A 26,341-nucleotide genomic window follows, 5' to 3' on the forward strand; every position below is an offset into this window, starting at 1 on the left:
TGCACCATGACGGAGCAGGTACTTCAGCTCATCGAGGAGGCGCTGCGGCTCGCGGCCGAAGGCCGCCCCCTCGTCACCGCGGGCCACCTCTCCACCGTCCTCCTCCTGGGCGACGGCGAGGGCCCGCCCCAGGTCCCCTATCGGCTCGTGATGAACGTGCCGGAGCACGACGACACCGCTCCGGCCGCCGCGTTCGAGCTCTCCCTCTTCAACGTCCCGGGGGAGGGCGGCGCTCCCATGCGGCTGCTGGGGTTGGACGTGGACCCCGCCACGAAGAAGTGTGACGTGACACTGGTCTGGCCCGAGGACGCGCCCCTCGTACGGGGCACCCTGTCCCTCGGCCACCTCGCCTTTCCCTGATGGCCCGTTCCCACGGAGACACCATGTCGCTCGACGGCCGCTTCAGCGCCAGGCTCGACCTCGCCCGCCTGCCCATCGTCACGGAGTACGCGGTTCCCACCCGGCAGCTCGACGTGAAGCTCCAGCCGTCGAGCGGGAAGCTCGGCCTGCGGGCCTTCGTGGCGTTCCTGCTCCAGGACAAGGACTTCCAGTTTCCCGCCTGGGCACGGTGCCTCGACGTGCTGGGGCTCCAGGACGCGCGGCTCACACTGCGCTTCGGGGACAGGGCGCTCGCCGCCTCCGCCGTCTTCGGTGACGTCCGCATCACCGACCGTATCTTCCTGAAGGACGCGCGCCTCACCGTCGAGCTGTCCCGTGCGAAGAAGAAGATCTGCATCTGTGGGAGCCTCGTCGGGCTGCACAAGGACCCCGTCGACACCTGCTACTGCTTCGACAAGGACTGGAAGCCCCGGGACAAGGACGGCAAGGACCCGTTCGAGCCCCGGCCGAACCCCGACCTGCGGAACTGGAGCCCGGTGGCCATCGCCGGCCTGGTCGCGCTCCTGCTGGCCTCCGGGTATGCGCTCATCGCCATCGCCTCCATGCTCATCGTCAGCGGCGTGGCAGTGGTGCTCACGTACCAGGCACTCGTGGCGGCCGGAGCCGCCGCGGCCGCCGCGGCAGCGGCTGCAGCGGCTGCGGCCATCGCCGCTGGGCTCGCCCCGGCGGTGGTCGTCACCGGCCTCACCGCTGGCGGCGTTGGTGCGACGACGACCGCGGGCGTGCTGATGGAGGCAGGGGTGGCCCCGGCAACCACGGCGGGTGCGTTCATCCAGGCGGGGCAGCCCGCGGTGACCGGGACCACGGCCGTTCTCGAGGCGGTCCGCGGCCAGGGCACCGCGAAGCTCCTCGGGGTCGTCGGTGCGCTCGTGTCGGTGTCCCCCGCCTGATTCCTCGTCCCCATGGCGGGACGCCCTTCCCATGCCCCGAGACACGGGGCGCCAGGAGCACGCCGATGCATGCTGAGACACAGACCTCCGGCCACCCCTTGATTCCGCTCGTGGATACCGCGCGGGGGTTGCGCGCGCTGGCTCGCGCGGACCCCATCACGCCCGCCCGGGCTGCCTGGTTGCTCATCCAGGCAGGCCGTGAGCTGCGTCCCCTGGCGCGGCTGGTGGCCTCGCTGGCCGAGGCGGGCTTCCCGCTTCCGGACATGACCCGGGGCCTGTTCGACGCGGCCATTCCCGGCCGGGACGCGGGCCAGGTACTGGTGGAGACGGGCGCGGTGAAGGACGCGGAGCCGCTGGCCCGCGCGCTCAAGGCCGCGGGCTACGTGCTGCGCGAGACCGCACGAGGCGTGAGGGCGGGCCTTCCGGCGCTCGGTGCCCAGCGCCTCGTCACGTTGCTGAAGGAGGTCTTCCACCCGCTGTCCCTGGATCCACAATCTCTCGCGGAGCTGCTTCGCGACACGGGCTATTCCGTGCCGGAGGCCGCGCCCGTCCTGCGGGTGGAGTTTCCCCGGCTCGCGGTGGAGCCGTTCGCCACCGCGTTGCAGAGAGGCTATCGGCTCACCGTCGTCCAGGCGGCCGAGCTGGCCGTGGGGCTGGCGGCGGCGGACTTCCCCTTCACGGAGGCCGGCAACGCGCTCAAGCACTGCTTCCCGGACATCACCGCCGCGCAGCTCGTCGCGGCCCTCCAGCGGGCCTACCCGACGCCCACTCCGCTCGCGCTCGCGCGGGAGCTTCGCAAGGCGGGCTTCACGCTCCAGCAGGCCGTGCCGAGAATCCGCGTGGCCTTCCAGGACGTCTCCGCCAGCGACCTTGCCAGCGCCGTCGTGGGCGTGTACGGGCTCACCGTCGCCCAGGCGACCGACCTGGCCGTGGCGCTCGCGGCTGCGGAGTACCCGCCGGAGGCTACCGGCAGGGCGCTCAAGTACGTCTTTCCGGACATCACCGCCGCGCAGTTCGTCGCGGCCATGAAGAAGGCGTATGGCTCATGAGGAGCCGGGGAGCCGGAGCGTGGATGCTCCGCCAGCTCGCGTGCTCCTCGCCATGCATCTCCGTCACTCCTTCCGTGGGTAGCGCGCGCCGAAGCCCGACTGAATCGCCGCGAGTGCCACCGCGTCTCCGGCCGCGCGGGCCTCGTCCTCGGTGGGGCCGACCCATGAGCGGAACTCGCCCATCGTCTTCCGCATCGCGCTGCTCACCTTCGAGGTGAGGCTCAAGCCCCTGGCCTGGAACAGCCAGTGCACCGCGTCGAAGGCGTAGCCGTACCAGGCGTCCTCCGTCCCGGTGGCGTCCACCGTGAGCTCCAGGGTCTTCACCACCGCGTCCGACAACGCCAGCTGCCGGATGCCCGGGTCCTCGTCGTCCAGCAGCTCCGAGGAGCGGAAGGTGGCGTCCAGCTTGCTCAACCACGCATGGCTCCACCCCAGGGACTTCAGCATCAGCTGGATGTTGTGCTCCACGCCCAGGTCTGGGAAGGGCTTGTGGTTGAAGAAGCTGTGGCACCAGCAGTAACCGCTGACAATCCCATTCCCGAGCCGTACGCCGGTCTGGTGGTACCAGGGGCCCAGGTTGTCATCGAGGATGGCCTCCACGCCTTCCTTCAGCTCCTCGCGCAGGGCGTCGCTCAGCTTGCGCACGCCGGAAGGGATGCGCGGCGCCAGGTACTCGCGCAGCAGGGCGGCAAGCCGCTCCGGTTGGTAGCCGTCCAGACTGCGCTGGATGAGCTCCCAGGTGTAGCCCTCCTCACGCGCCTTCCTGCTACGTCCCATCGCGCGCCCTTCCTTCGTGGCAGTCGTCTCCGGCGATGCTCCGCGCCACGAGCCGGACGAGCCGCCCGTAGCGCTCCGTGTCTCCGGGGGGCTTCGGCAGCAGCACCCACGGCGCCAGGGGAGGCGTGGGCAGCCGTTCCCGGCGCAGGCAGTACTCGAACCACAGCCGCGCCGCCCGCGCGTTCCCATCCGGGAACGGGTGGAAGAAGGCCACGTCCAGGTACAACCGCACCGCCCGTGCCACCGGGTGACAGTCGTCCTTCGCGTCCGCTTCCACCTTCCGGATGAACATCTCCTCCAGCTCCGGTGAGTACAGGTAGCGGTGCGCGCCGCTGTGAGCGAAGGCCGTGCCCGTCCGGAAGGCCACCGGCCTCCCGAGCACCTCGGCCTGCACCTCCACGAGCCGCGCCCAGGTGAGGGGCTCGCGCGCGTCGGCCAGGGCTCGCACCCGGGCCAGGGCGGACAGGTAGCGGGCCTCCCGGGCCGTGTCTCCGCCATGGGCCGGGGTGTCATGCTCGGCGAGGTAGACCTCCTGGGCCCGCGTCTCCTCGAAGGGGCGGGCGCTGGCGGCATCCAGGTCGGCGCGCAGGTGCGGGAAGTCCCAGTCCACGGAGAGGGTGGCCCTCAGGTGCGGCACCAGCTTCTCGACGGCATCCTGGGTGGCCACGGCGGGGGCTCCCTCTGCGGTACAGCCGGCAACAGCATGGCACGGGCAGGGGTTTGCGTGGACCCGGCGCGTCATGGACGGGCCATGGAGTGGAGTGCTGACTCACAACCGCGTAAACAGGGGGGCCGTAAGGGAGGGGCAGGTTCCGATGAAGACGTTCCTGGTGGTCAATCCACGCAGCGCCGGTGGTCAGACGGGTAAGCGCTGGGCGGAGATCTCCGCGCAGGTGGGCCGGGCGCTCGGTGACTTCGGTCACGGATTCACCCAGGGCGGCATGGACGCGGCGCGCATCGCCCGCCAGGCCATCGACGACGGCTACGAGTGCATCGTCGCCGTCGGCGGCGACGGCACCCTCAACGAGGTCACCAACGGCTTCTTCCGAGACGGCAAGGCCATCAACCCCAACGCCGCCCTGGGTCTCATCCCCCGAGGCACCGGCGGCGACTTCCGCCGCACCTTCGGCTGGGACCTGGACCTGGACTCCTCGCTCCAGCGGCTGCGCTCCGAGAAGACGGAGCCCTTCGACGTGGGCCGGCTCGACTTCATCAACAACGAGGGCCAGCCCGACACGCGCTACTTCGCCAACATCGCCTCGTTCGGCGTGAGCGGCCTGGTGGCTCGCGAGGTCAACACCAGCAGCAAGGCCCTGGGTGGCAACTTCAGCTTCGTCTGGGGCACCGTGAAGGGCCTGGTGAAGTACACCGAGCGCAAGGTGCGCATCTCCGCCGATGGCGGCCCGGAGGAGACGCTCGACATCACCACGGTGGCGGTGGCCAACGGCCGCTACTTCGGCAGCGGCATGTTCGTGGCGCCGGACGCCGTCACCCACGACGGCCTCTTCGACGTCACCCTCTGGTCCGGCTACGGGCTCAGCGACTTCGTCCTCAAGTCGAAGGGCGTCTACAACGGCAACCACGTGACGTGGAAGGGCACGCGCCGGCTGCGCTGCAAGACGCTGCGTGCCGAGCCCATGGAGGGCGAGGACGTGTTCCTCGACGTGGACGGTGAGACGCCGGGCCGCCTGCCGTGCACCATGACGCTCATCCCCGGTGCCATCCGCCTCAAGGTGTAGCCGGCTCTCGCCAACGCAACGGCACGGGGCTCACGCCGGCCGCATGTGACTTCCGGCACATGGCCTGTCGTCCGGGGGGCTCATATGCTCCCCTCCATGCACAAGGTGTCTGGTGTGGCGCCGTCCGCCACCACCCATCGCCTGCTGTTCACGGCCGGGATGTTGACCTGGGCCGTGGCCGGCTTCCCGCAGTTCCTGGACCTGTCGCGCGCGCCCGAGCGGTGGACGCAGCCGCAGACGCTCGTGTGGCTGGCCGCGTTCCTCACCTTCGGCGTGGCCTTCTGGCTCCACGCACGCGATGAAGACACTGCCCAGCCTTCGCTGCTCGCCCTGCAGTCGGTGTCGGCGCTGGTCGCCATCGCCACGGGAGACAGCGGCCTGGATGGTGCGCTCCTCGCCATCGCCGCGGGGCAGGCGCCCGAGGTGCTGCCTCATCGCAAGGCCCTGGCCTGGGTGGCGGCGCAGGTGCTGGGGACGCTGCTCGTGTTCCTGGCCTTCCATCCCCCTCTGCGCGCGCTCATCCAGACGCTCATCTACGCCGGCTTCCAGGGCTTCACGCTCGGCACGGCGCTGGTGATGGTGCGCGAAGCCCAGGCCCGCCGCGAGCTGGCCCGGCTGCATGCGGAGCTGCAGGCCACCCAGGTGCTGCTCGCCACCCGCGAGCGCGAGGGCGAGCGGCTGCGCATCGCTCGCGAGCTGCACGACTCCGTGGGCCACCACCTCACCGCGCTCTCCCTCAACCTGGAGGCCGCCGCGCACACCGCGAAGGACACCGCCTCCGCCGAGCACCTGCGCCGTGCCCGCGAGGCCGCGCGCACGCTGCTGTCCGAGGTGCGAGGCACGGTGACGGCGCTGCGTGACGCGCCCCTGCCGCTGCTGCCCTCGCTGCGCTCGCTCGCGGAAGGTGCCCCGGGGCTCGCCGTGCACCTGGACGTGCCCGAGTCGTTCGCCCTGGAGTCCTCCGAGGCGGCGCACTCGCTGTTCCGCTGCGTGCAGGAGGTCCTCACCAACACGCTGCGCCACGCGCGTGCGCGCAACCTGTGGATCTCCATCGTCCCCACCGAGGAGGGTGGGGTGCGCGTCCTCGCTCGAGACGATGGGCGCGGCACGGCGGCCGTTCTTCCGGGCGCGGGCCTCAGCGGCATGCGCGAGCGCTTCGCACGCCTGGGGGGAGGCGTGGAGTGGCGCGCGGCGGCGGGGAAGGGGCTCGAGGTGGAGGCGTGGCTGCCCGCGGCTTCGGGGGTGACGGGATGAGCGAGGGTGAAGCGGCGACCTCGGCGGCTTCGGGGGTGACGGGATGAGCAATGGTGACGAGGCCGTAAGGCGAATCCGCCTGGTCCTGGCCGATGACCACGCCCTGGTGCGCCAGGGGCTGCGGAGCCTGTTGGACCTCACCCCGGACCTGCGCGTGGTGGGCGAGGCCGCCGACGGCGAGGAGGCCCTTCGCAAGGTGGCGGAGCTGGACCCGGACGTGGTGCTGATGGACGTGCGCATGCCGCGGATGACGGGGCTGGAGGCCCTCCGCGCCCTGCGCGCCAGAGACCCGGGCCGGCGCGTGGTGCTGCTCACCACCTTCGACGAGGACGCCGCCATCATCGAGGCCCTCCGCGCGGGTGTGCAGGGCTTCCTCCTCAAGGACGTGTCGATGGAGGAGCTGGCGGATGCCATCCGGCGCGTGGCGGCGGGCGAGACATTGCTGCCCCCCGGCGTCGCCGAGCGCGTGGCCCGGGGCGTGGCCGAGCTGCCCCACGCCTTCCCCCACTCGGACCTGCCCGAGGGCCTCACCCGCCGTGAGGTGGAGGTGCTGCGCCTCATCGCCCGGGGCCTCAGCAACCGCGAGATTGCCCAGGCGCTGGGGACGGCGGAGGGAACGGTGAAGAACCAGACTTCCAGCATCCTCTCCAAGCTGGGCGTGAGGGACCGCACCCGGGCCGTCCTCCGGGCCATGGAGCTTGGCTGCCTGTAGGGCGGACATACCACTTGGAGAGTGGGCCCAGGGTGAGGCAACCTGCTGCATCAGGTGGCGCCCGGCGTTACGTCTGCCGGACGGACTGAACCGCAGGAGACGTTCCATGGCCCCACAACGAGGACCCGTCCAGATAGACCTCTTCACCGGCGCCCCCGTGGAGGCCCCCGCCCGGGCCCGCAAGGGAACCCAGCCGGTAGGGCCCGCGCCCGTGGAGGAGCGCCTGTCCTCCCTGGGCCAGCAGTTGCCCCAGGGCGTCTACCTGGGGACCTCGTCGTGGACCTTCCCCGGCTGGTCCGGCCTCGTGTTCGACCACGAGGCCTCCGCGTCCCAGCTCGCGCGGGAGGGCCTGGCCGCGTACGGGCACCACCCGGTGCTGCGCACGGTGGGCATCGACCGGACCTTCTACGGCCCCATCCCCGCCAGCGCCTTCGCCGAGTACGCCGAGCAGGTGCCCCCGTCCTTCCGCTTCCTCGTGAAGGCGCACGAGGTCTGCACCATGGCGCGCTTCCCCCTGCACGAGCGCTACGGCGCCCACCGGGGCCAGCCCAATGACCGGTACCTCAACGCCGCCTACGCCGCCGAGTACGTCGTGGCGCCCTTCGTGGAGGGGCTGGGGGAGAAGGCCGGGCCGCTCGTCTTCCAGTTCCCGCCCCAGGACCCGCAGGTGCTCGGCGGGCCCGGGCGCTTCGTGGAGCAACTGCACGCCTTCTTCGCCGCGCTGCCCCGGGGCCCGCTGTACGCGGTGGAGGTGCGCAACGAGGAGCTGCTCACCGAGGGCTTCGCGCAGGCGCTGGCGGACGTGGGCGCCAGCCCGGTGATGGCCGTGTGGCGCGACATGCCCCCGGTGGCGCAGCAGGCGAAGCGCACCCGCGCCTTCGAGGCCCGCGCGCTGGTGGTGCGGTGGATGCTGCCGCCCAACCTGGGCTACGAGGAGGCCCGCGCGCGTTACGCCCCCTTCGACAAGCTGGTGGATGAGGACCTGCCCACCCGCGACGTCCTCGCCCGCGCGTGCCTGGCCGCCGAGCGCCGGGGGATGCCCGCCTACGTCACCATCAACAACAAGGCCGAGGGCAGTGCCCCCCTGTCGGCCATCCGACTCGCGGAGCGGATTGTCACGCGCAAAACGGAGGAGGGCGGGCAGAGGAGCGCTCCCTCCTGAATGAGGGTTGCCCCTGAGCACGACTCTTGCTTACTTGATTGGACATGATGTCGATGGCCGTTGCAGCCCTGATGCTTCAGCTCTCCGCCGGTGGTGCCGGCGCGCAGGTGGAGCGCGCGAACGAGCGTCGCGACGCCTCCGCTGAGGATGTGGGCAAGCACCTCTCCGCCCTCAAGGGCGAGCTGACCTCCCTCTCGGACCAGTTCAAGGCAGCACGGGAGCGCCGGCGCCTGGAGGCGGAGCAGAAGAAGCGGGAGATGGAGGAGTGGCAACATGGCCCGAGGTCGCCTGCCGCCCCAACCAGCAAGCGAGCCGCCGCTGCCACCGGAGGGTCCGGAGCCTCTGCCCACTGAGGAAGAGGCTGTAGAAATTCCCATCGACGGGAACCTGGACCTGCATCTCTTCCACCCCAGGGACGTGAAGGACCTCGTCGTCGAGTACCTGTGGGCGTGCCGTCAGAAGGGCCTGCTCGACGTGCGCATCATCCACGGCAAGGGCACGGGGGCGCTGCGGCGCACGGTGCACTCGCTGCTGCCGAAGCTGCCGGAGGTGGAGTCATTCCAGTCCGCCTCGGAGGCTGACGGCGGCTGGGGCGCGACGTGGGTGCGGCTGAAGCCGCCGGAGGCCCCCACTACGTAGTTCCCGGTGCGGAGCCCTCTTCGCAGCGAGTGCCACCCGTGCTTCGCATGGGTGGGTGTAGGTATTCGCTCCGCTCAGGACAGCCAGAAGTACGCGGAGGCGATGAGCGAGCGCTTCTCGTTCACCTTCGCCTTCTGGGCGAGGTCCGCGAGCTGCCGGTCCTTGGCGGCGTAGCGCTTCTCCTCCTCGTTGCGCAGCGAGGACAGCTTGCGGCGGTACTCGCGCTCCATCCGGTCCGAGTGCGCGCGCGCCTTGGCCCGCTCCGCCACGTCCTCGGCCGTTGCCGCCACCGCCTTGCGCGCGTCGAACCAGACCTGCCGCGCGGCCTCCACGGCCTCGCGAGACTCCATCAGGCAGTCCTCGACGTACCGGTCCGCGCGCTCCTTGGCCTTGTCCAGCTCCAGCGCGTTGCGGCGCTCCGCGGCCCGGACGATTTCGTCCTTGGCCGCCACCAGCGCCTGCTCCTGCATGAGCTGCACGGACACCGGCGCGGGCTGGCGGCGCTTCTCCGGCTTCGCCTCCAGCTTCACGAAGTGCGCCCCGTCCGACAGGGGCAGCGCCCGGAAGCCGCCGTCCCGCTCGCGCACCAGCACCAGGTGCACCAGCTTCTCCTCCGGCTTCAGGCCCGTCGTCTCGAACTTGTACGCGAACCACCAGCCCTCGCAGCCGGCCAGCCGCGCCAGGCGCGACGGCAGCCCGGACGCGTCCAGTTGCAGGTAGCTCACCGCGTCCTGCGTCCGCTCCTTCACCGCGTACGCGGCCTTCGCAATCTCCAGCCGGCCCGAGGTGCGGCTGCCCAGCACGGACGCGGTCAGCGCGCGCGCCTCCTGCTGCCGCTTCGCCAGCGCCTCCTTCGTCTGGTCCTGCTGCCCGCGCAGCCGCCGCCGCACGTCACCGTCGAAGCGCTCCAGCACCACCGAGCGCATCTCCGTCATGCGCTTGCTGATGCGGCCCTCGAGCTCCTCGCGGAGCTTGTCGAAGGCAATGTTGATTTCCTCCGGCTTCCGGCAGGACTGGTAGATGTCCAGGATGCGCCGCTCGAAGTCGACGCCGCTCTCCAGCGCGCCCAGGATTTCGTCCGACGCGCCAAAGACGCCGTCGAAGAGGTTGAGCTTCTTCTCCAGCAGCTCGAACAGGCGCGCGTCCGCCGCGTTCATCCGGTTGAGGAAGTTGATGACCAGCACGTCCCGCTGCTGGCCGTACCGGTGGCACCGGCCGATGCGCTGCTCCACCCGCTGCGGGTTCCACGGCAGGTCGTAGTTCACCACCAGGTTGCAGAACTGGAGGTTCAGCCCCTCGGCCCCGGCCTCCGTGCAGATGAGGATCTGCGACTTGTTCCGGAAGTCGTCCACCAGCGCCCGCCGCTCCTCCGGCGTGCTGGCCAGGTCACCGGCCAGCAGGGAGATCTTCCCCCGGTAGCCGTTGTCCGACAGCAGGTTGAAGAGGTACTGCTGCGTGCGCTTGGACTCGGTGAAGATGAGCGCCTTCTCCGGCCAGCCGTGCGCGCGCATCACCCCGAACGTGCGGTCCAGGCCGCGCTTGAGCGCCTCGCCCTTGGCGTTGACCTTGATGGAGTCGGCCAGGTCCGCGTACTGCCGCAGCTCCCAGACCTCCTGCTCCAGCGCGCGGACGTTGGGCGCCTTGGCCGGGTCGTCCGACCACTCCTCGCCCTCCTCGACGAACTGCTTGGCCTCCTCCGGCTCGAACAGGGCCAGCGCCTGCTGGCCCAGCTTCGCCGCCGCCAGCCGCTTCTCCAGGTTGTCCGACAGCCGCCGCAGGGTGGGGGCGATGGCGTACGTCGAGGACGCGAGCAGCTTGCGGTAGCAGAGCGTCAGCAGCGTCTTCTTGCCGGGTTCAATCGCCGCGGCCTCCGAGCGCTGGAGGTACTCGCTGACCTTCTCGTAGAGGTCGTGCTCCTCGGGGGAGGGGGTGAAGTCCTCCACGATGGAGCGGCGGTTGGTGTAGCGGACGTACTCGCGCACCTGCCGGCGCAGGGTGCGCTGCACCACGGGGGCCAGCCGCTCCTTCAGCTCGGCGACGGCGGCCTCGGACATGCCGCCGCCCTCGTCCACGCGGTAGCGGCTGCGGAAGGCGTGCTCGGGGCCGAGGATCTGCTCGTCCAGCAGCGACATCAGCCCGAACAGCTCCATGATGTCGTTCTGGAGCGGGGTGGCGGTGAGCAGCAGCTTGGGCTTGCCGGCCAGCGCGGCCTTCAGCGCCTGGCCCATCTTGTTGTTGGGCCGGTGCGCGTTGCGCAGGCGGTGGGCCTCGTCGATGACGACCAGGTCCCACGGAATCTCCGCCGCCAGCGCGCCCTTGTTCGCCGCGAAGGGGTGCGAGCAGATGACGGGGAAGGGCTGGTCGAAGCAGTTGCCGGTGGCCCGCACGGTTCGGCCGTCCACCAGCACGCTGTCCAGGTCGAACTTCTCCCGCAGCTCGCTGTTCCACTGCGCGCGCAGCGTGGCCGGCGCGAGGATGAGGATGCGGTTCTTCCCCTCGGCCATCAGCTGCGCGATGACGAGGCCTGCTTCAATCGTCTTCCCGAGGCCGACCTCGTCGCCCAGCATGCAGCCGCCGCGCGACAGCGAGTCGAGCGCGAACATGGCGCCCTCGACCTGGTGCGGGTTGAGGTCCACCTTCGCTTCCGACAGCGCGCCGGCCAGCCGCTGCTGCGTGTCTCCACTGCGGGCCAGCAGCTCTTCCGCCAGCAGCCGCTCGTGGAAGGGAGTCAGCGACTTGAGGGGTGGCTCCGACTCCACCCGCGCCGCCATCGCCGCCGCCGCCGAAGCGTCCGCCTCCACCTCAACCCTCAAGCCCCTCGCGCCCTCCGCCAAGACCGTCTCCATCCGTGATGTTCGAGGTCGCCCGCCAGTGAGGCGGGCGAGAGAGACGCGCCATTTTGTTGACGGAGACGTGTCTGTAAAGGGGGTCGTCTCCGGAGCCTAGAATTCGGCCTCCGCGCGATTGGCACAGTTCTTCGCGAGCGACGCACGCACTCGGAGCACGCACGCATCTTCCGAACTTTCCGCTGGACTTGACGATGCGGGTTAGAGCAGCCCGCGCGATTTCACGTCGAGGTACGCGTTGAGGGCCGCCGCGCCGAAGCCCTTCGCGGGGGCCCGGACGACGAGTGCTCCCGCGTCGCGAAGGGTGGTCGCGGTGCGCCGGTACTCCGACTCCAGGCGCGCGGCGGCCTGGCGCGCGTAGGCGTCCTGGGCCTCCACGGGCACGGCGGTGGCCGCGGCCTCCACGTCCTCGTCCAGCAGCGAGGCGACGACGGGCAGGTGCCGGGGCCTCAGGGCCAGGGTGCGCGTGAGGAGGCTGGCGGAGGCGTCCGGGTCCACCAGGTCCGTGAAGAGCACCACCAGCGCGCGGCGCGTCTGCCGGGCGAAGGCGAAGTCGAAGGCGCGGCCGTAGTCGCTCTCCTCCAGCGCGGCCTCGGCGCGGTAGAGGGACTCGGTGATGAGGCGCAGGTGCTCGCGCCCCTTGCGGGGCGGGAGGAAGGAGCGCACGTCGCTGGCGAAGGCGAGCACGCCCACCATGTCGCCCGCGTCCAGGCCCACCCGCGCCAGCCGCAGCGCCGCGTCCACCGCATGGTCCAGCTTGCGGCGGCCCCGCACCCGGCCCGCCATGTGGCGCCCGCAGTCCAGCAGCAGCAGCACCGGCTGGTGCCGCTCCGGCTGCCACGTGCGCACCAGCGTGCTGGCGTGGCGCGCGGAGGCCTTCCAGTCGATGTGGCGGTAGTCGTCTCCGGGGCGGTACTCGCGCAGCGACTCGAACTCGCGCCCCTCGGCCGCGCGGCGCCGCTGCACGCGCGCGGAGGGGGAGTCCGAGGCCCGCGCCAGCGACAGCGCCTCGCGCGAGAGCGCCGTCAGGTCCGGGTACACCTTCACCGACTGCGCGGCCGGCACGCGGACCTGCCGCGCGCACAGGCCCAGCGGGCCCCGCAGCCGCAGGTGGACGTCCCCGAAGCGCGCGTCGCCCCGCGCCGGCGGCGTGACGAAGTACGTGAGCCCCGTCGTCCTGCCAGGGACAGGCGGCCCGCCGGGGAGCGTGAGGGCCTGGCGGTGGCCGGTGCTGTCCACATTCGTGGGCGGCTCGTCGCGGGCCTCCAGGCGCAGGGGGGCGGCGCCGCCGTCCGTCCGCTCGAAGTCCAGGTGCACCGGGTTGCGCGTGCCGGAGGAGAGGATGGGCTCCACCCGGCGCCGCACCGTCACCGCCTCCGCGCGCGGGGCCCGGAGGAAGTCCACCCCGCAGAGCGCGAGCACCGCCACGTCCACCGTCAGCGCCAGCCAGCCGAAGGCGGGGCTCGCCACCGCGAGGGCGGCGGGGACGAGGCCCGCGGCCAGCAGTGCGACGGCGAGGCCGGTGGGGACGGGACGGCCGAGGCTCACCGGGGCACTCGGACCCGCTCGAGCGTCTGTCGCAGGACGTCGTCGGCGGTGACGCCCTCCACCTCGGCCTCGGCCTTGAGCAGGAGGCGGTGGTTGAGGACGCTGAAGGCCACGTCCTTCACGTCGTCCGGGGTGACGAACTCCGTTCCCAGCAGCGCCGCGCGCGCCTTGGCGGCGGCCAGCAGCGCCTGGGCCGAGCGGGGACTGGCGCCCAGCCGCACCCTCGGGTGGGCGCGCGTCTCGCGCACCACGTTCACCACGTACTGGAGGATGGAGTCGTCGCACGACACGCGCGCGGCGCGCTGCTGGAGCTCCAGCAGGGTGGGCAGGTCCACCACGCGGTCCGTCGTCGGAGGCCGGCCCTCGCGCTGGTGGAAGGCGCGGAGCATGACGGTCTCCGCCTCGGCCTCCGGGTAGCCCACGCGCACGCGCATCATGAAGCGGTCCAGCTGCGCCTCGGGCAGCGGGTAGGTGCCCTCCAGCTCCAGCGGGTTCTGCGTGGCCACCACGAAGAAGTGCGGCGGCAGCGGGTGGGACACGCCGTCGATGGTGACCTGCCGCTCTTCCATGGCCTCCAGCAGCGCGGCCTGCGTCTTGGGCGGGGTGCGGTTGATTTCGTCCGCCACCACCACCTCCGTGAAGATGGGGCCCCGCACCAGCCGGAAGGCGTTGTCCTGCGGCTGGAAGACGTTGGTGCCGACGATGTCCGCCGGCATCAGGTCCGGGGTGAACTGGATGCGGGCGAAGTTCAGCCCGAGCGCCCCGGCCATGCTGCGCGCCGTGAGCGTCTTGGCCACGCCGGGCACGCCCTCCAGCAGCACGTGGCCGCGCGCCAGGAAGGCCGTCACCAGGTCGGCCAGCACGCGCTGCTGTCCGAAGACGGCCGCGCCGAGCGCGGAGGTGAGGCGGGAGAGGGGGGCGGCGTCGGACATGGTGGAGGCAGACGGTAGTCCGCCGCCGCGAGGCGCGGCAGCGGATTCGTGAGGAGGACGGCGCGCTTCAGGCGGGCGACTTGCTCTTGAGGCCCAGCAGCGTCCCGCCCACCATCGCGACCGAGCCCAGCACGGCCACGAAGACGCCGATGCTCGGGGACGAGTTCATCATCTCCGCGTTGCCGATGGGCGTGGGCACCTGCGTCGTGTCGGAGGAGATCTTGATGTAGATGATGCACCAGACGAGGCACACGAAGCTCGACACGAGCTGCGCCATCCAGGGGATGACCGGGTTGACGCCCGGCAGCGACTCGCGCACGCGGATGCCGATGGCGGTCATCACCACGATGGAGAGCACGAAGGCGATGGCGCCCAGGCTCATCAGCCCCAGCACGTCGCCATCCGCCGCCGTCTCCTTCCAGGGCAGGAAGCAGGTGAACAGCACCAGGGCCGCGCTCCAGAAGGCGACCTTGTCCCCGCCGCTCAGCAGGCGGAAGAGCTCCTTCGCGTCGCGGATGACCTCGTCCGGGTCCCCCATGGGGTTGTCCCCCGGGGCCCGGACGGAGCGGTCCCACGGGTCCGGCGCGGCGTCCTCCACCCTGGGCTCCGGCGCGCGGCGGGCCGGAGGGGCGGCGCGGGGAGGGGCGGCGGGCCGGGACGCCGTCGCGGACTTCGCGGCGCGCGGCGGCGCGGAGCGGACGATGTCGTCCATGCTCCGGATGTTGGTGGAGTCCGAGTCCGGCACCGCCGTGCGGCTGCCGGATTTGCCCTTGGGACGCGGGGCCGGCGCGGGCTTCGCGGCGGTGCGGGGGTCTTCCCGCGCGTCGGTGGACTCGTCGTCGTCTCCGGCGGGGGGCTCTCCGGCGAGGAAGGAGCCGTCGATGATGTAGTCACAGACGGAACAGATGGACGCTTTGGCGGCTACCTTCGAGCCGCAGCCAGGGCAGTTCAGGACCGGCACTCCCGCTGAGAGAAACGAGGCCGCATCTTCGGAGCCCCCGACCTCGGCTGTCAAACCCCATGCGCGCTAACCCCTGGATTTTCGCGGGGAATTGGCCTACGCCCCAGCGCATGAGCCGCCTGCGCACCGCCGGTGCACCGTCCGCCCTCCTCGCTGTCCTCGTCCTGTCCTCCGCGTGTGTCCGCGCCGTCCCGGACTCACTCCCGGACACGGCCGACGCGGCCTCCCTCGCGCGCATCCAGGCGTGGGAGGACCGCCGCTCGCTCGGAGACGGAGCGCTCGTCTCGCTGGCCACCGGTGCGCCGGAGGCCCGGGTGCGCGCGCGGGCGCTGCGCGCGCTGGCCCGCATCCAGGACCCGGCCACGCTGGACGCGGTGCGCGCGGGCCTGAAGGACGCCGAGCCGGACGTGCGGGACGAGGCCGCCTTCGCCGCCGGCGAGCTGGCCCTGGCGTGGGAGCCGCTGACGGACGCCGAGCGTGCGTCACTCGCGGAGGCGCTGCTGGAAGCGGAGGGCAACGAGCGCGAGGCGCGGGTGCGCGCCATCCTGTTCGACGCGCTGGGCAGGACGGGGACGCCGGCCGCGGTGGCCCGGCTGGTGGAGCAGCTCCACAACGGTGACGCGGTGGTGGCGGGCCGCGCCGCGCTGGTGCTGGGCGTGGCCGCGCGGCGGGGTGGGGCGGCGGTGGTGGCGGGCGTTCCGCTGGCGCCCGTGGAGGCGCTGCTGGCGGCGAAGCAGCCAGTGGAGGCGCGCTACGGGGGCGCCTATCTGCTCATGACGGCGAAGCGGCCCGAGGCGCTGCCCGCGCTGCGCCGCTGCCTCGGCGACGCGGACGCGGACGTGCGCGGCCTGTGCGCGAAGGCCTTCGGCGACGTGGGAGGCCCGGAGGACTCGGTGGTGCTGGGCCAACTGCTGGATGACAAGGTGCCGCGCGTGGCGGCGGAGGCGGCGCGCTCGCTGGCGAAGCTGGCGGCGACGTGCAGCGGCCCCTGCACCGCGGTGGATGCGCTGGAGGCGCTGCTGCACCGGGCCCGGCGCGTGGCGCGGGGGATGGAGACCCCGGAGCTGGGCACGGCCGTGGCGGAGGCGCGGCAGCGCGGCGACAAGTCGGCCCCGCCGGAGACGCTGGCGCGCTCCGCGGATGGCCACGCGATCCTGGCGCTGGCGCAGCAAGGCCTGCCCGCCTTCGGCGAGAAGCTGCTGGTGGAGCTGCGGCTGGCGCTGGCGGACGCGGAGCGGGACGCGGCATCGGACCTGGCACGCGCGGACCTGGGCTGGCTGGACTGCCGCGTGGCGGCGGCCCTGGACCGGCAGCGCGGCGTGGTGGCGGACACGCTCAACTGCGGCTTCGGGCGGGTGCAGGACGAGCGGCGGCTGGCGCTGGGCCTGCGCGAGGTGGCGCAGTCACAGGGCAAGGACCCGGCGGGCTTCGCGGTGGGCTACCTGCGCCACTCGGACGCGCGGGTGCGGCTGGGCGCGCTGGAAGTCCTCGGCGCCCGGCCCGTGATGCGGACGGCCACGGCGGTGAGCCCGCTGCTGAAGGAGGAGGACCTGGTGGTGGCCGGAGCGGCGGCGACCACCCTGGGGAAGCTGAAGGGCCCGGGGGGCCGTGACGAGCTGGCGGCCCTCGCCGACCGCGTGCCGAAGGAGCCGGGAGACCTGGCGGAGCCGGTGGCCGGCGCGCTCGTCGCACTCGAGGGCAAGGCGGCGGAGCCGCGCTTGCGCGAGTGGCTGAAGCACCCGCATGCCAACGTGCGCCGCGTGGCGGCCGAGGCCCTCACCCAGCTCACCGGCCAGCCCGTGCGCTCCGAGCGCGTGGAGCTGCCGGAGGACACCTTCCGCCCGGAGCCCGCGCCGGCCCGGGCCGGGCTGGTGCTGCGCACGGCGAAGGGCGACATCACCGTGCTGCTCGACGTGGACGAGGCGCCCCTCACCTCCGGCAACCTCTACGCGCTGGCGAAGAAGGGCTACTTCAACGGCGTCTCCTTCCACCGCGTGGTGCCGGACTTCGTCGCGCAGGGCGGAGACCCGCGCGGGGACGGGGAGGGCGGGCCCGGCTACTCCATCCGCTGTGAGATGACGCGCCGGCCGTACCGCCGCGGCACCCTGGGCATGGCGCTGGGGGGCAAGGACACCGGAGGCAGCCAGTTCTTCTTCACCCACGCGCCGCAGCCCCACCTGGACGGCCGCTACACGGCCTTCGGCGAGGTGGTGTCCGGCATGGACGTGGTGGACGCGCTGCTGGAGGGCGACATCATCCGCGAGGTGCGCACGGTGGAGCTGCCCTGAGGCGAGGGCCTCACGCGCCGCTGGCGCGGGCCAGGGACGGCGGGCCCATCGGGTGGGCGTGCCACCGCTTGAGCTCTTCCTGCTCCATGCCTTCCACCTCGTGGCGGATGCGCTGCCACTCCGTTTCAGGGATGCGCAGGAAGGCCTCCGCCAGCGCCGGGTCGAACTGGGTGCCCGAGCAGCGGCGGATTTCATCCCGCGCCACGCTCATGGGCCGGCCCTTGCGGTACGGCCGGTCCGACGTAATCGCATCCACCGTGTCCGCGATGCAGAAGATGCGCGCCCCGAGGACGATGTCCTCGCCCGCCAGGTTCTGCGGGTAGCCCTTGCCGTCCCAGCGCTCCTGGTGCTGCAGGACGATGAGCGCCGCCTCGTGCAGGTAGGGCATCTTCGACAGCATCCGGTAGCCGAACTCCGGGTGCTTGCGCATCTCCACCCACTCGTCCGGCGTGAGCGGGCCGGGCTTGAGCAGGATGGAGTCGCGCACGCCAATCTTGCCGATGTCGTGCAGCAGCGCGCCCTGCTCCACCACGTCCAGCGCGGCCCCGGCCATGCCCACCTCCTGGGCCAGCCGGCGCGAGTAGAGCGACACGCGGCGCGAGTGCCACTGCGTCTCCGTGTCGCGGTAGTCCAGCGCGCTGATGAGCCCGTCCAGCAGGCCCGCGGTGCGCTCCACCACGCGCCGCTCCAAGTCCCGGTTGATGGCCACCAGCTCCGCGTTCTTCTCCGCCACCTCGCGCGACAGCCGCTCGTTGGCCTCCACCAGCCGGTAGTGCTCGAAGGCCTGGCGCACACTGCTCACCAGGTCGCTGAGCGCCCAGGGCTTGCCCAGCAGGCGGAAGACCTCGCCGCGGTTGACGGCCTCGGACGCGGTGCGGAAGTCCGCCGCCGCCGTCAGCATCAGCCGCACGGCCTTCGGGTTGCGCTCGCGCAGCGCTCCCAGCAGCTCGATGCCGTTGAGGTACGGCATCATGAAGTCCGTCAGCACGACGTGGAAGCCCGTCTCCCGCGCCGCCAGCGCCGGGTCGCTGTGCGTCACGACCTCGTAGCCTTCGGTCTGGAGGATCCGGGACAGCGCGGCAAGGATGAGAACGTCGTCATCCACCACGAGGATGCGGTCCATGTCTGCGGTGTCTCCGGGAGCGGCGAGCCTGCCCTCACTTATACACGCGTCACCTACCGCCAAAACAGGGGGCCCCCGGGGCTGTGTGCTCGCAAGTCCCGGAAATCCTTGGAGGTTCTCCCAGTCCGGAAGAGTCGTACATCCAAGTGACGCTTGCCTGCCCGCCAAGGTGTGTTTTATGGTGCGCAGGCAGGCCGCGTTGTGTCGCTAACCCCTTGGAATCCTGGAGCAATCTCCGATGGCTAGAGCCCCCGAAGGGCCGGTTCCGGTGGTAGTCATGGGACTGGGTTTCATCGGGCAGGAGATTGCCAGGGCCGCGATGTCCTCCATGGAAGTGGAGCTCATCGGCGCGGTGGACACGCAGCCTTCGCTGGTGGGGCGCGCGCTGGGAGACGTGCTGGGAGGTCCTGCGCCGCGGGTGAAGGTGGTGGACTCGCTCGAGAAGGCGGTGGGCAAGCGCAAGGGCGTGGTGCTGCTGCACGCCACCGGCTCGCGGCTGCCGCAGGTGATGGACCAGCTGCTGGACGCGATGAAGCAGGGGCTGTCCGTCGCCAGCACGTGCGAGGAGCTGGCCTTCCCGTACCTCAAGTACCCCGAGCTGGCGGACAAGCTGGACCAGGCCGCGCAGAAGGCCGGGGTGGCCATTGTAGGCACCGGGGTGAATCCCGGCTTCGCGCTGGACAGGCTGGTGGCCGTGGCAGGGCAGGTGTGCGGGCCGGTGCGCCGCGCCACCGCCACGCGGGTGGTGGACGCCCGCACGCGGCGTGAGGCGCTGCAGCGCAAGGTGGGCGCGGGGCTGACGGAGGACGAGTTCTTCGAGCTGGTGGACGGGGAGCAGCTGGGGCACGTGGGACTCGTGGAGTCCGCGGCGCTCGCGGCCCTGGGACTGGGGCTCGATTGCGATGACTACGAAGAAGAAGTAGCCCCCGTGTTCGCCGAGGAGGACATCTCCGGCGGCGCTTTCCCCGTGAAGAAGGGACGCGTGGCGGGCATGTTCCAGTCCGTGGTGGGTTTGGAGGAGGGGCAGGAGCGGGTCCGCCTGGAGCTGACCATCGCCATGGGCGCGGATGATCCAAAGGACCGCATCGAAATCGATGCGGACCCGAAGCTGGTGTTGGAAATCCCGGGGGGAGTGGCGGGCGACCGGGCCACCGCGAATGCGCTGGTGAATGCCGCGCCACGCTTGACGGCTGCCGAAGCAGGGCTCCTCACGGTGCTCGAGCTTCCGGCCGGACGTTAGAGTCAGGAGAGGGATAATGCTGGACAAGAACGCGATCGGCCGCGCCTCGCCGCCGACGCTCAACGAGGTAGAGAAGGGCGCCATCCGCCGCTTCGCGGAAGCCATCGGGGACTACAACCCCATCTACTACGACGAGGAGTACGCCCGGGCGTCCGGCTATCCGACCATCATCGCGCCGCCCACGTTCCCCGCGTCCTTCCACTCCGCGGCGGACCTGCGGGAGCTCTTGGGGGTGGGCATCAAGAGCCTGCTGCACGCCGAGCAGGGCTTCGACTACGAGCGGCCCATCTTCGCGGGCGACCGCATCTACGTGTCCACCCGCGTGTCGGATGTCTTCGAGCGCCCCGGCATCTCCGGGCGCATGGACATCGCCGTCATCGAGGACGAGGGCCGCGACGAGGAGGGCAATCTCGTGTTCCGCGCCCGCCGGACGCTGGTGGTCCGCGCCACCAAGGAGACCCCGTGATGCCCGCGCGCAAGCTGTACTTCGAGTCCATCCGCGTCGGCGACGAGCTGCCGGCCCTGGCCAAGGCGCCCGTCGACCGCGTGCAGCTGTCCCGCTATGCCGGCGCCTCCGGCGACTACAACCCCGTCCACGTGGACGAGGTCTACGCCAAGAGCGTGGGCATGCCGAGCGTCTACGCCCCCGGCATGCTCGTCATGGGCATGCTCGGCCAGCTCATCAGCGACTGGGCCCGCGGCGGGCAGATGCGGCGCTACAACGTGCGCTTCATCAAGATGGTGTGGCCGGGCGACACCGTGGTCTGCAAGGGCCGCGTCAGCGACAGGCACGGCACCGGCGGCCGCTACTTCGTCGAAATCGACCTGTGGGCGGAGAACCAGCGCGGGGAGCTGGTGATGAAGGGCGGCTCGCAGATCCAGCTCTTCTACTCGCTGGAGGACGAGAACCGGCAGCGCTCCGGCCAGGCCCCCATCGTGGTGGAGGTGCCCCGCGAGAGCCTGTCCACCGCCGCCCCCGCCACCGCCAGCGGCGCGACGGCCCCCGAGGAGGGCGAGGAGGGCGACGAGCGCCCCACCGGCGCCTCTTCCAAGAAGACGGCTCCCCGCGAGAAGCCGGCCGCCAAGACGGCCTCCCTGCCCACCGCCAAGAAAGCGAAGAAGTAGGCGGTTTTTCCCCGGCTTGACGGGCGGTTCTGACCGCCCCTCAACGCATGGTGTCATTCAGGGTTGACTCAAAAATCAGTCGCCGTCACACTTCCTGCGTCTCATCTGGGCCACTGACCCTCTGTCCTTTCAAACAGGGACGGGCCGTGAGCCGTCACGCAGGAGTGGACATGTCCGCCGGCATCAACACCTACAAGACCGACCTTCGAGAGATCTTCTTCACGCTGTTCGAGCAGTTCGGCTTCGGCCAGGTGTCCGGGCAGGCTCCGTACGAGGCCTGGGGCCCGGACGAGGCCAAGGCGGTGCTGACGGAGACGTACCGCTTCGCGCGTGAGGTGCTGGGGCCCCTCAACTCGGTCGGTGACCGGGAGGGCTGCCGGGTGGAGAACGGGGCCGTCTTCACGCCCACGGGCTTCAAGGACGCGTGGAAGAAGCTGTACGAGCAGGGCTTCAAGACGGTGGGCGTGAGCCCGGAGCACGGCGGCCAGGGCTCGCCGATGATGCTCCAGGTGACGGTGGAGGAGCTGCTCTCCGGCGCCAACACCGCGTTCAACATGTACCCGGGCCTGGCGTTCGGCGCGGCGGAAGTCATCGCCGAGTGCGGCACCCCCGCCCAGCAGAAGCAGTTCGTGGAGCGGATGCTCAACGGCACGTGGGGCGGCACCATGTGCCTCACCGAGCCGCACGCCGGCTCGGACGTGGGCGCGGCCAAGTCCACCGCCCGCCGCAACGGCGACGGCACCTACAACATCCGCGGGACGAAGATCTTCATCTCCGGCGGCGACCACGACATGGCGGAGAACATCATCCACCTCGTGCTCGCGCGCATCGACGGTGCGTCGCCGGGCACCAAGGGCCTGTCGCTGTTCATCGTCCCCAAGCTGCGCATCAACGCGGACGGCAGCCCCGGCCAGCCCAACGACGTGGGCGTGGGCTCCATCGAGCACAAGATGGGCATCAACGGCTCGGCCACCTGTGTCCTCAACTTCGGTGAGAACGACGCGTGTGTGGGCGAGCTCGTGGGCACCGTCGAGCACGTCGGCATGAGCCAGATGTTCAAGATGATGAACGGCGCGCGCATCGCCGTGGGCATCCAGGGCCTGGGCCTGGCGTCGGCCGCGTACTTCAACGCGCTGGACTACGCGAAGGACCGCAAGCAGGGCTCGCACTTCACCAAGTGGAAGGACCCCACCGCGCCCCGCGCCGCCATCATCGAGCACCCGGACGTACGCCGGATGCTGCTGGACATGAAGGCGCACGTGGAGGGCATCCGCTCGCTCATCATCAAGCTGGCCATGCACCTGGACAAGGCGCGCCAGCTGTCCGGCAAGGACGACGACGCGGCCACCTACCACAAGGGCCAGGTGGAGCTGCTCACCCCGCTGGTGAAGGCCTACGGCTCCGACCAGGCCTTCCGCCTGTGCGCGCAGGCCATCCAGGTGTACGGCGGCGCCGGCTACATCCAGGACTACCCGGTGGAGCAGTACACCCGCGACGCGAAGATCTTCGCCATCTACGAGGGCACCAACCACATCCAGGCCATGGACCTGGTGGGCCGGAAGATGGGGCAGGCGGGTGGCATGCACTTCCAGCAGTTCATGGGCGACGTGGGCGCCTTCATCGAGGCGAACCGCGAGAACCCTGTGTACGGCGAGGCCGTGAAGACGCTGGCCTCGGCGCAGGAGGCCCTGATGGCCAGCGCCATGGTGGTGTTCGGCTGGTCGCAGGACGGCAGCAAGTTCCCGCTGATTCCGCTGTCCGCCAACCGCTTCCTGCAGATGATGTCGGAGGTGGCGGTGGGCTGGCTGCTGCTGGACGCGGCCCTCATCGCGGAGAAGGCGAAGGCCTCCGTGTCCGCGGACCACCCGGACCGCGCCTTCTACGAGGGCAAGAAGTACAGCGCCCTCTACTACGCCCGGAACGTGCTGCCCGCCGTCGAGCAGGCCGCGCGCATGCTCGCCGCCGAGGACACCTCGCCCATGGACATCACCGACGCCGCGTTCGGCACCGTCTGAGTCCATTGATGACGTGAAGGGCAAAGGCCACCCGGGCAGCTCGCCCCGGGTGGCCTTCGTGTTTCCGGAAGCTGCCGTCGGGAGGGGCCTACTCGCCGTCGCGCACGCCGATGGCGAGCTGCCCGAGGCCGGCCTGCTTCGCCAGCTCCATCACCTGCACCACGGTGCCGTGGGGGACGCCCTCGTCCGCCTGGACGATGACGACGGTGTCGGGGTCCTTCGCCCGGGCGTCGTCGAACGTCTTCCGCAGCTCCTCCTCGGAGACGATGTTGCCGGACAGGACGAAGCGCCCGTCGGCGAGCACCGCCACGGACAGGTCCGTGCTGCGCGCGGTGACGTCCGCGGCGCCGCCCTTGGGCAGGTTCACCTTGAGGCCCGCCTTGGCGCCGCCTCCGGGGCCCTGCTGGACGATGACGGAGCTGGTCACCATGAAGATGATGAGCAGCACCAGGAAGATGTCGGTCAGCGGGGTGATGTTGATTTCGGCGAAGACGCCCTCGTCGCCCTCGTTGTCACCCGGTGTCTTGCCCATGGCCATGGTGGATGTCCTCGGAGGCTCAGGCGAGCTTCGGGTCCGGGTGCGCCACGGCGGGCTCCGGGGGCAGGGGAGCGCCCGAGGCGCGCTCCTTGAGCAGCTCCACGAACTCGTCACCCAGCAGCCGCAGCTCCACCAGCACGCGCGACAGGCGGGCCTGGAAGTAGTTGTAGAAGACCATGGCCTGCACGGCGACGAGGATGCCCACCGCCGTGGCGACGAGGGCCTCCGAGATGCCCGTCATCACCGCCGCGCTGCCGCCGGTGCCGCCGGCCTCCACGTCCAGGCCCAGGTCTTTGAAAGACCGCATGATGCCGGCCACGGTGCCGAACAGGCCCACGAAGGGCGAAATCGAGCCGATGGTGGCCAGCATCCAGAGGTTGCGGCGCAGCTTGAGGCCCACCTGGGCGCGCTCGCGCTCCACGGCGGCGTCCACCCCCGAGCCCCCGGAGGTGCGCGAGCGCTCCAGCCGGTCGAAGCCGGCGAGGAAGATGTCGGCGGCCACCGCGTCCGAGCGCTCGGCGGCGGTGCGGGCCGCGGCGATGTCTCCCCGGAGCAGGTGCTTGCTGACCGTCTCGCCCAGGAGGCGGGAGCGCTCGCTCACCCCCCAGAGCGTGATGATGCGCTCGACGGCGACGATGAGCGCGGCCACGGAGGCCAGCAGCAGCAGGGCGAGGGTGACGCCACCCAGGCGGAGGTAGTGGAGGATTTCGTTCAGGCTCATTGATTGGTGACCCGGCAGGGCGCCATGGCCCAGACTAGGAGATATGAACCGCGCAGCCGCCGCAATCTTCCTGGCAGTCCTCTGTTCGGCCTGCCCACCCAAGCGAATCGAGTTCGGCCCCGAGGGGGAGCTCACCGACGCCGAGGTCGTCTACAAGCGCGTCCGGGAGAACCAGGACAACATCGTCTCGCTGGAGGGGGACGCGAAGCTTCGCGCCGAGTCGCCCCAGGCCAGCGGCACCCTCAGCATGTTCGTGTCCATCACCCGACCGTCCCTGATGCATCTGGAGACGTTCGACTTCTTCAACCGGCCGCTCGCCTCCCTGGTGTCGGATGGGCGGCGCTTCGGGCTCTACCAGGCGGAGACGAACACGTACTACCAGGGGCCCTCGAGCCCGGAGAACGTGTCGCGCTTCCTGCCGGTGCTGCTGCCGGCCGAGGAGCTGGTGGCCATCATGCTCGGGCAGGTGCCGCTCATCCCCCCGGAGCGGATGACGCTGGCCCTGGACCGGAAGGAGGGCGTCTACGTGCTCACGCTCTTCCGGGGGCCCGCCACCCAGGTGCTCCAGGTCCATCCGAAGTTCCTGCGCGTGGTGAAGAGCGAGGTGCGCGGCATCCCGGGGTACGACCTGAAGTTCGAGGACTTCCTCGAGCGCGGCAGCCTCATCTTCCCCGGCCGGGTGGAGCTGGTGGCCGAGCAGGCCGCCACGAAGTTGCAGGTCCGGTACCAGCAGATCACCCTCAACGGACGGCCGGACATGACCCTGTACGAGTTGGCCGCGCCCGAGGGGGCCAAGGTGGTGGAGGTGGACGAGCGGGGCCGGGAGCTTCAGTCCGGGGCCCCCGTACCCGCCGTGCCAGTGGAGCCCGCCCCGCCCGCCGTGCCGGGTTCCTGACCGTGCAGGCGGAGAAGATGGGGCGCACTCCTCCGAGTCGATCTACAGTGCCCCCCACGACATGGCACAGATCAAGCTCGGTGAACTGCTGATCAAAGCGAACGTGCTGCAGGAGAGCCAGCTCAAGGCCGCGCTCGCCGAACAGGCGAAGTGGGGCGGAAAGCTGGGGGAGATCCTGGTCAGGATGAGCCTCGTGTCCGAGGACATCCTGGTGCGCGCATTGTCCAAGCAGCTCGGCATGCCGGCGGTGAACCTGGACGCGGTGCAGATGGTGCCGCCGCACGTCAAGGCGAAGATCTCCTCGCAGACGGCGCGGGACTTCTCCGTGCTGCCGCTCCAGCTGAGGGACGAGGGCAAGACGCTGGTGGTGGCGATGTCCGACCCGCTCAACGTGCGGATGCTGGACGAGCTGCGCGCGCTCACCAAGTGCCGCATCGTCCCCAACGTGGCGGGCCGCACGTCCATCGCCCGGGCCTTCTCGCGCATCTACGAGGAGAACGCGGAGCTGGAGGACGCGGACACCAACTTCAAGGTGGTGGACGCCCAGGGCCGCACGGTGGTGAAGAACCTGAAGGACATGGACCCGGCCGCGGCCGCCGTGGCCGCCTCGCCCGCGTCCAGGCCCACGCCGCCGCCCGCCGCGCGCCCGCCGACGAGCCAGGAGGTGCCGGCCGTGCGCCCCGCCAACACCGGCAGCCCGGCGGACCTGCTGCGCAGCGTGGAGGAGGTGCAGCGCAAGGAGGTCGCCGCCCTCAAGGCGATGGTGGAGCTGCTCATCGAGAAGGGTGTGTTCTCCCGCGAGGAATACCTCGCGAAGGTCAAGCGGTAGCCCACGACCATGCGCAAGAAGATTGGCGAGCTGCTCATCGAAGCGGGCGTGGTCACGGAGGAGCAGGTGCGCTCGGCGCTCGGTCGTCGCGGCGCGCCGGGGGGCCAGCGGCTGGGAGAGGTGCTGATCTCCCAGGGGCTGTGCACGCACGCGGACATCGCCCGCGCGCTGGCGGGCCAGCACGGCCTGCCCTTCGTGGAGCTTCCCGAGGACATCCCCCCCGCCGTCACGGCGCTGGTGTCCGTGGACTTCCAGTCCGAGCACCGCATCATGCCCTTCCGGGTGGAGAGCGACGGCCGGGCCGAGCGCATCCACGTCGCGGTGGAGGACCCGGGGAACCTGACGCTGGTGGACGAGCTGCGCTTCCAGCTGCGCAAGCAGATGCGCGTCTTCGTCGTCGCCACGGACGACATGGACACCGCCCTGGCGCGGGCCCGCGGCGAGCCGCTGGACATCGTGGAGGCCGAGCCGCTGGACGAGGAGGACACGCCTCCGCCCGTCACCGCTGGCGCGTCGCTGGAGTGGGACTTCCCCGAGCCGCCCCCGCCGGCCCCGCGCGCCGCACCGAAGCCCGCCGCCGCTGCCGCGCCCGCCGCGAGGCCCGCGGCCCGCGGCCCGGCCACGCCGCCGCCTCCGCCCAGGGAGTCTCCTCCGCCGCC

General features: G+C 71.2%; 25 protein-coding genes. 16 read left to right on the forward strand and 9 right to left on the reverse strand.

All coding sequences use genetic code 11. From position 1 onward, the window contains the following. Positions 1–6: 6 nt before the first annotated feature. From LXT23_RS48455 to LXT23_RS48465, 3 genes are all read left to right on the forward strand, one after another. Positions 7–360 carry a hypothetical protein gene (locus tag LXT23_RS48455; RefSeq protein WP_253987363.1) on the forward strand — a complete coding sequence of 118 codons (354 nt, stop codon included), beginning with the start codon at positions 7–9 and terminating at the stop codon, positions 358–360. Positions 361–383: 23 nt separating this feature from the next. Further along, positions 384–1,289, forward strand: a complete 906-nt coding sequence (locus LXT23_RS48460) for a hypothetical protein (RefSeq protein ID WP_253987364.1) — start codon at positions 384–386, stop codon at positions 1,287–1,289. A 65-nt stretch (positions 1,290–1,354) separates the two neighbouring features. Further along, positions 1,355–2,338, forward strand: a complete 984-nt coding sequence (locus LXT23_RS48465) for a hypothetical protein (RefSeq protein WP_253987365.1) — start codon at positions 1,355–1,357, stop codon at positions 2,336–2,338. Positions 2,339–2,401: 63 nt separating this feature from the next. On the opposite strand, the gene LXT23_RS48470 is transcribed toward LXT23_RS48465, so the two are convergent. Beyond that, positions 2,402–3,115: a hypothetical protein gene (locus LXT23_RS48470; protein WP_253987366.1), complete on the reverse strand. Its 714-nt coding sequence runs from the start codon at positions 3,113–3,115 to the stop codon at positions 2,402–2,404. Further along, the gene (locus LXT23_RS48475) at positions 3,105–3,782 is read right to left on the reverse strand and encodes a Fic family protein (protein WP_253987367.1); all 678 of its coding nucleotides are present in this window, start codon (positions 3,780–3,782) and stop codon (positions 3,105–3,107) included. The genes LXT23_RS48470 and LXT23_RS48475 overlap by 11 nt, the downstream gene beginning before the upstream one ends. A 148-nt stretch (positions 3,783–3,930) precedes the next feature. On the opposite strand from LXT23_RS48475, the gene LXT23_RS48480 reads away from it, so the two are divergent. From LXT23_RS48480 to LXT23_RS48500, 5 genes are all read left to right on the forward strand, one after another. Continuing rightward, on the forward strand, positions 3,931–4,854 hold the full coding sequence (locus tag LXT23_RS48480; RefSeq protein WP_253987368.1) for a diacylglycerol/lipid kinase family protein: 924 nt from the start codon (positions 3,931–3,933) through the stop codon (positions 4,852–4,854). 96 nt (positions 4,855–4,950) lie between these two features. Next, a complete protein-coding gene (locus tag LXT23_RS48485; RefSeq protein WP_253987369.1) occupies positions 4,951–6,108 on the forward strand; it encodes a sensor histidine kinase in 1,158 nt (385 codons plus the stop codon). 43 nt (positions 6,109–6,151) lie between these two features. Further along, positions 6,152–6,820 (forward strand): response regulator, encoded by a 669-nt coding sequence (locus LXT23_RS48490; RefSeq protein WP_253987370.1) that lies wholly within the window; start codon positions 6,152–6,154, stop codon positions 6,818–6,820. Between the two features lie 106 nt (positions 6,821–6,926). Further along, entirely contained in the window at positions 6,927–7,982 is a 1,056-nt protein-coding gene (locus LXT23_RS48495; protein ID WP_253987371.1) for a DUF72 domain-containing protein, read from the forward strand. A 273-nt stretch (positions 7,983–8,255) separates the two neighbouring features. Continuing rightward, the gene (locus tag LXT23_RS48500) at positions 8,256–8,621 is read left to right on the forward strand and encodes a Smr/MutS family protein (RefSeq protein ID WP_253987372.1); all 366 of its coding nucleotides are present in this window, start codon (positions 8,256–8,258) and stop codon (positions 8,619–8,621) included. Positions 8,622–8,695: 74 nt separating this feature from the next. On the opposite strand, the gene LXT23_RS48505 is transcribed toward LXT23_RS48500, so the two are convergent. The 4 genes from LXT23_RS48505 to LXT23_RS48520 all read right to left on the reverse strand — a co-directional run bounded on the left by LXT23_RS48505 (position 8,696) and on the right by LXT23_RS48520 (position 14,908). Beyond that, the gene (locus tag LXT23_RS48505) at positions 8,696–11,467 is read right to left on the reverse strand and encodes an SNF2-related protein (RefSeq protein WP_253987373.1); all 2,772 of its coding nucleotides are present in this window, start codon (positions 11,465–11,467) and stop codon (positions 8,696–8,698) included. A 201-nt stretch (positions 11,468–11,668) separates the two neighbouring features. Further along, a complete protein-coding gene (locus LXT23_RS48510; RefSeq protein ID WP_253987374.1) occupies positions 11,669–13,015 on the reverse strand; it encodes a DUF58 domain-containing protein in 1,347 nt (448 codons plus the stop codon). Continuing rightward, positions 13,012–13,947 (reverse strand): AAA family ATPase, encoded by a 936-nt coding sequence (locus LXT23_RS48515; RefSeq protein ID WP_253987375.1) that lies wholly within the window; start codon positions 13,945–13,947, stop codon positions 13,012–13,014. Before LXT23_RS48515 ends, LXT23_RS48510 begins: the two co-directional genes overlap by 4 nt. A gap of 67 nt (positions 13,948–14,014) precedes the next feature. After that, positions 14,015–14,908, reverse strand: a complete 894-nt coding sequence (locus LXT23_RS48520) for a hypothetical protein (RefSeq protein ID WP_253987376.1) — start codon at positions 14,906–14,908, stop codon at positions 14,015–14,017. Between the two features lie 110 nt (positions 14,909–15,018). Here LXT23_RS48520 and LXT23_RS48525 point away from each other — a divergent pair, with 110 nt between their 5' ends. Beyond that, complete coding sequence (locus tag LXT23_RS48525; protein ID WP_253987377.1) at positions 15,019–17,196, forward strand: peptidylprolyl isomerase; 2,178 nt, start codon at positions 15,019–15,021, stop codon at positions 17,194–17,196. A gap of 10 nt (positions 17,197–17,206) precedes the next feature. Here the strand turns inward: LXT23_RS48525 and LXT23_RS48530 are convergent, their stop codons facing one another. Beyond that, complete coding sequence (locus LXT23_RS48530; protein ID WP_253987378.1) at positions 17,207–18,319, reverse strand: HD domain-containing phosphohydrolase; 1,113 nt, start codon at positions 18,317–18,319, stop codon at positions 17,207–17,209. Positions 18,320–18,557: 238 nt separating this feature from the next. On the opposite strand from LXT23_RS48530, the gene LXT23_RS48535 reads away from it, so the two are divergent. The 4 genes from LXT23_RS48535 (at position 18,558) to LXT23_RS48550 (ending at position 22,699) form a co-directional block, all read left to right on the forward strand. Continuing rightward, positions 18,558–19,559, forward strand: coding sequence for an NAD(P)H-dependent amine dehydrogenase family protein (locus LXT23_RS48535; RefSeq protein ID WP_253987379.1), 1,002 nt, complete (start codon positions 18,558–18,560; stop codon positions 19,557–19,559). A 16-nt stretch (positions 19,560–19,575) separates the two neighbouring features. Continuing rightward, positions 19,576–20,025, forward strand: coding sequence for a MaoC family dehydratase N-terminal domain-containing protein (locus LXT23_RS48540; protein ID WP_163998343.1), 450 nt, complete (start codon positions 19,576–19,578; stop codon positions 20,023–20,025). After that, positions 20,025–20,684 (forward strand): MaoC family dehydratase, encoded by a 660-nt coding sequence (locus LXT23_RS48545; RefSeq protein ID WP_253987380.1) that lies wholly within the window; start codon positions 20,025–20,027, stop codon positions 20,682–20,684. Before LXT23_RS48540 ends, LXT23_RS48545 begins: the two co-directional genes overlap by 1 nt. Before the next feature lie 170 nt (positions 20,685–20,854). Beyond that, positions 20,855–22,699 (forward strand): acyl-CoA dehydrogenase, encoded by a 1,845-nt coding sequence (locus tag LXT23_RS48550; protein ID WP_253987381.1) that lies wholly within the window; start codon positions 20,855–20,857, stop codon positions 22,697–22,699. A gap of 88 nt (positions 22,700–22,787) precedes the next feature. On the opposite strand, the gene LXT23_RS48555 is transcribed toward LXT23_RS48550, so the two are convergent. Together LXT23_RS48555 and LXT23_RS48560 are read right to left on the reverse strand one after the other, a co-directional pair. Next, positions 22,788–23,237 (reverse strand): ExbD/TolR family protein, encoded by a 450-nt coding sequence (locus tag LXT23_RS48555; protein WP_253987382.1) that lies wholly within the window; start codon positions 23,235–23,237, stop codon positions 22,788–22,790. A gap of 19 nt (positions 23,238–23,256) precedes the next feature. Beyond that, on the reverse strand, positions 23,257–23,958 hold the full coding sequence (locus tag LXT23_RS48560; protein ID WP_253987383.1) for a MotA/TolQ/ExbB proton channel family protein: 702 nt from the start codon (positions 23,956–23,958) through the stop codon (positions 23,257–23,259). 43 nt (positions 23,959–24,001) lie between these two features. Between LXT23_RS48560 and LXT23_RS48565 the strand changes: the two genes are divergently transcribed. The 3 genes from LXT23_RS48565 to LXT23_RS48575 all read left to right on the forward strand — a co-directional run. Continuing rightward, on the forward strand, positions 24,002–24,853 hold the full coding sequence (locus LXT23_RS48565; protein WP_253987384.1) for a DUF4292 domain-containing protein: 852 nt from the start codon (positions 24,002–24,004) through the stop codon (positions 24,851–24,853). A gap of 61 nt (positions 24,854–24,914) precedes the next feature. Then, complete coding sequence (locus LXT23_RS48570) at positions 24,915–25,682, forward strand: GspE/PulE/PilB domain-containing protein (RefSeq protein ID WP_253987385.1); 768 nt, start codon at positions 24,915–24,917, stop codon at positions 25,680–25,682. A 9-nt stretch (positions 25,683–25,691) separates the two neighbouring features. Next, positions 25,692–26,341, forward strand: a 650-nt coding sequence (locus LXT23_RS48575; RefSeq protein WP_456107038.1) for a GspE/PulE/PilB domain-containing protein, incomplete at its 3' end; no start/stop codon positions are given.

Source organism: Pyxidicoccus xibeiensis, from assembly GCF_024198175.1.
GTDB classification, from domain to species: Bacteria; Myxococcota; Myxococcia; order Myxococcales; family Myxococcaceae; genus Myxococcus; species Myxococcus xibeiensis.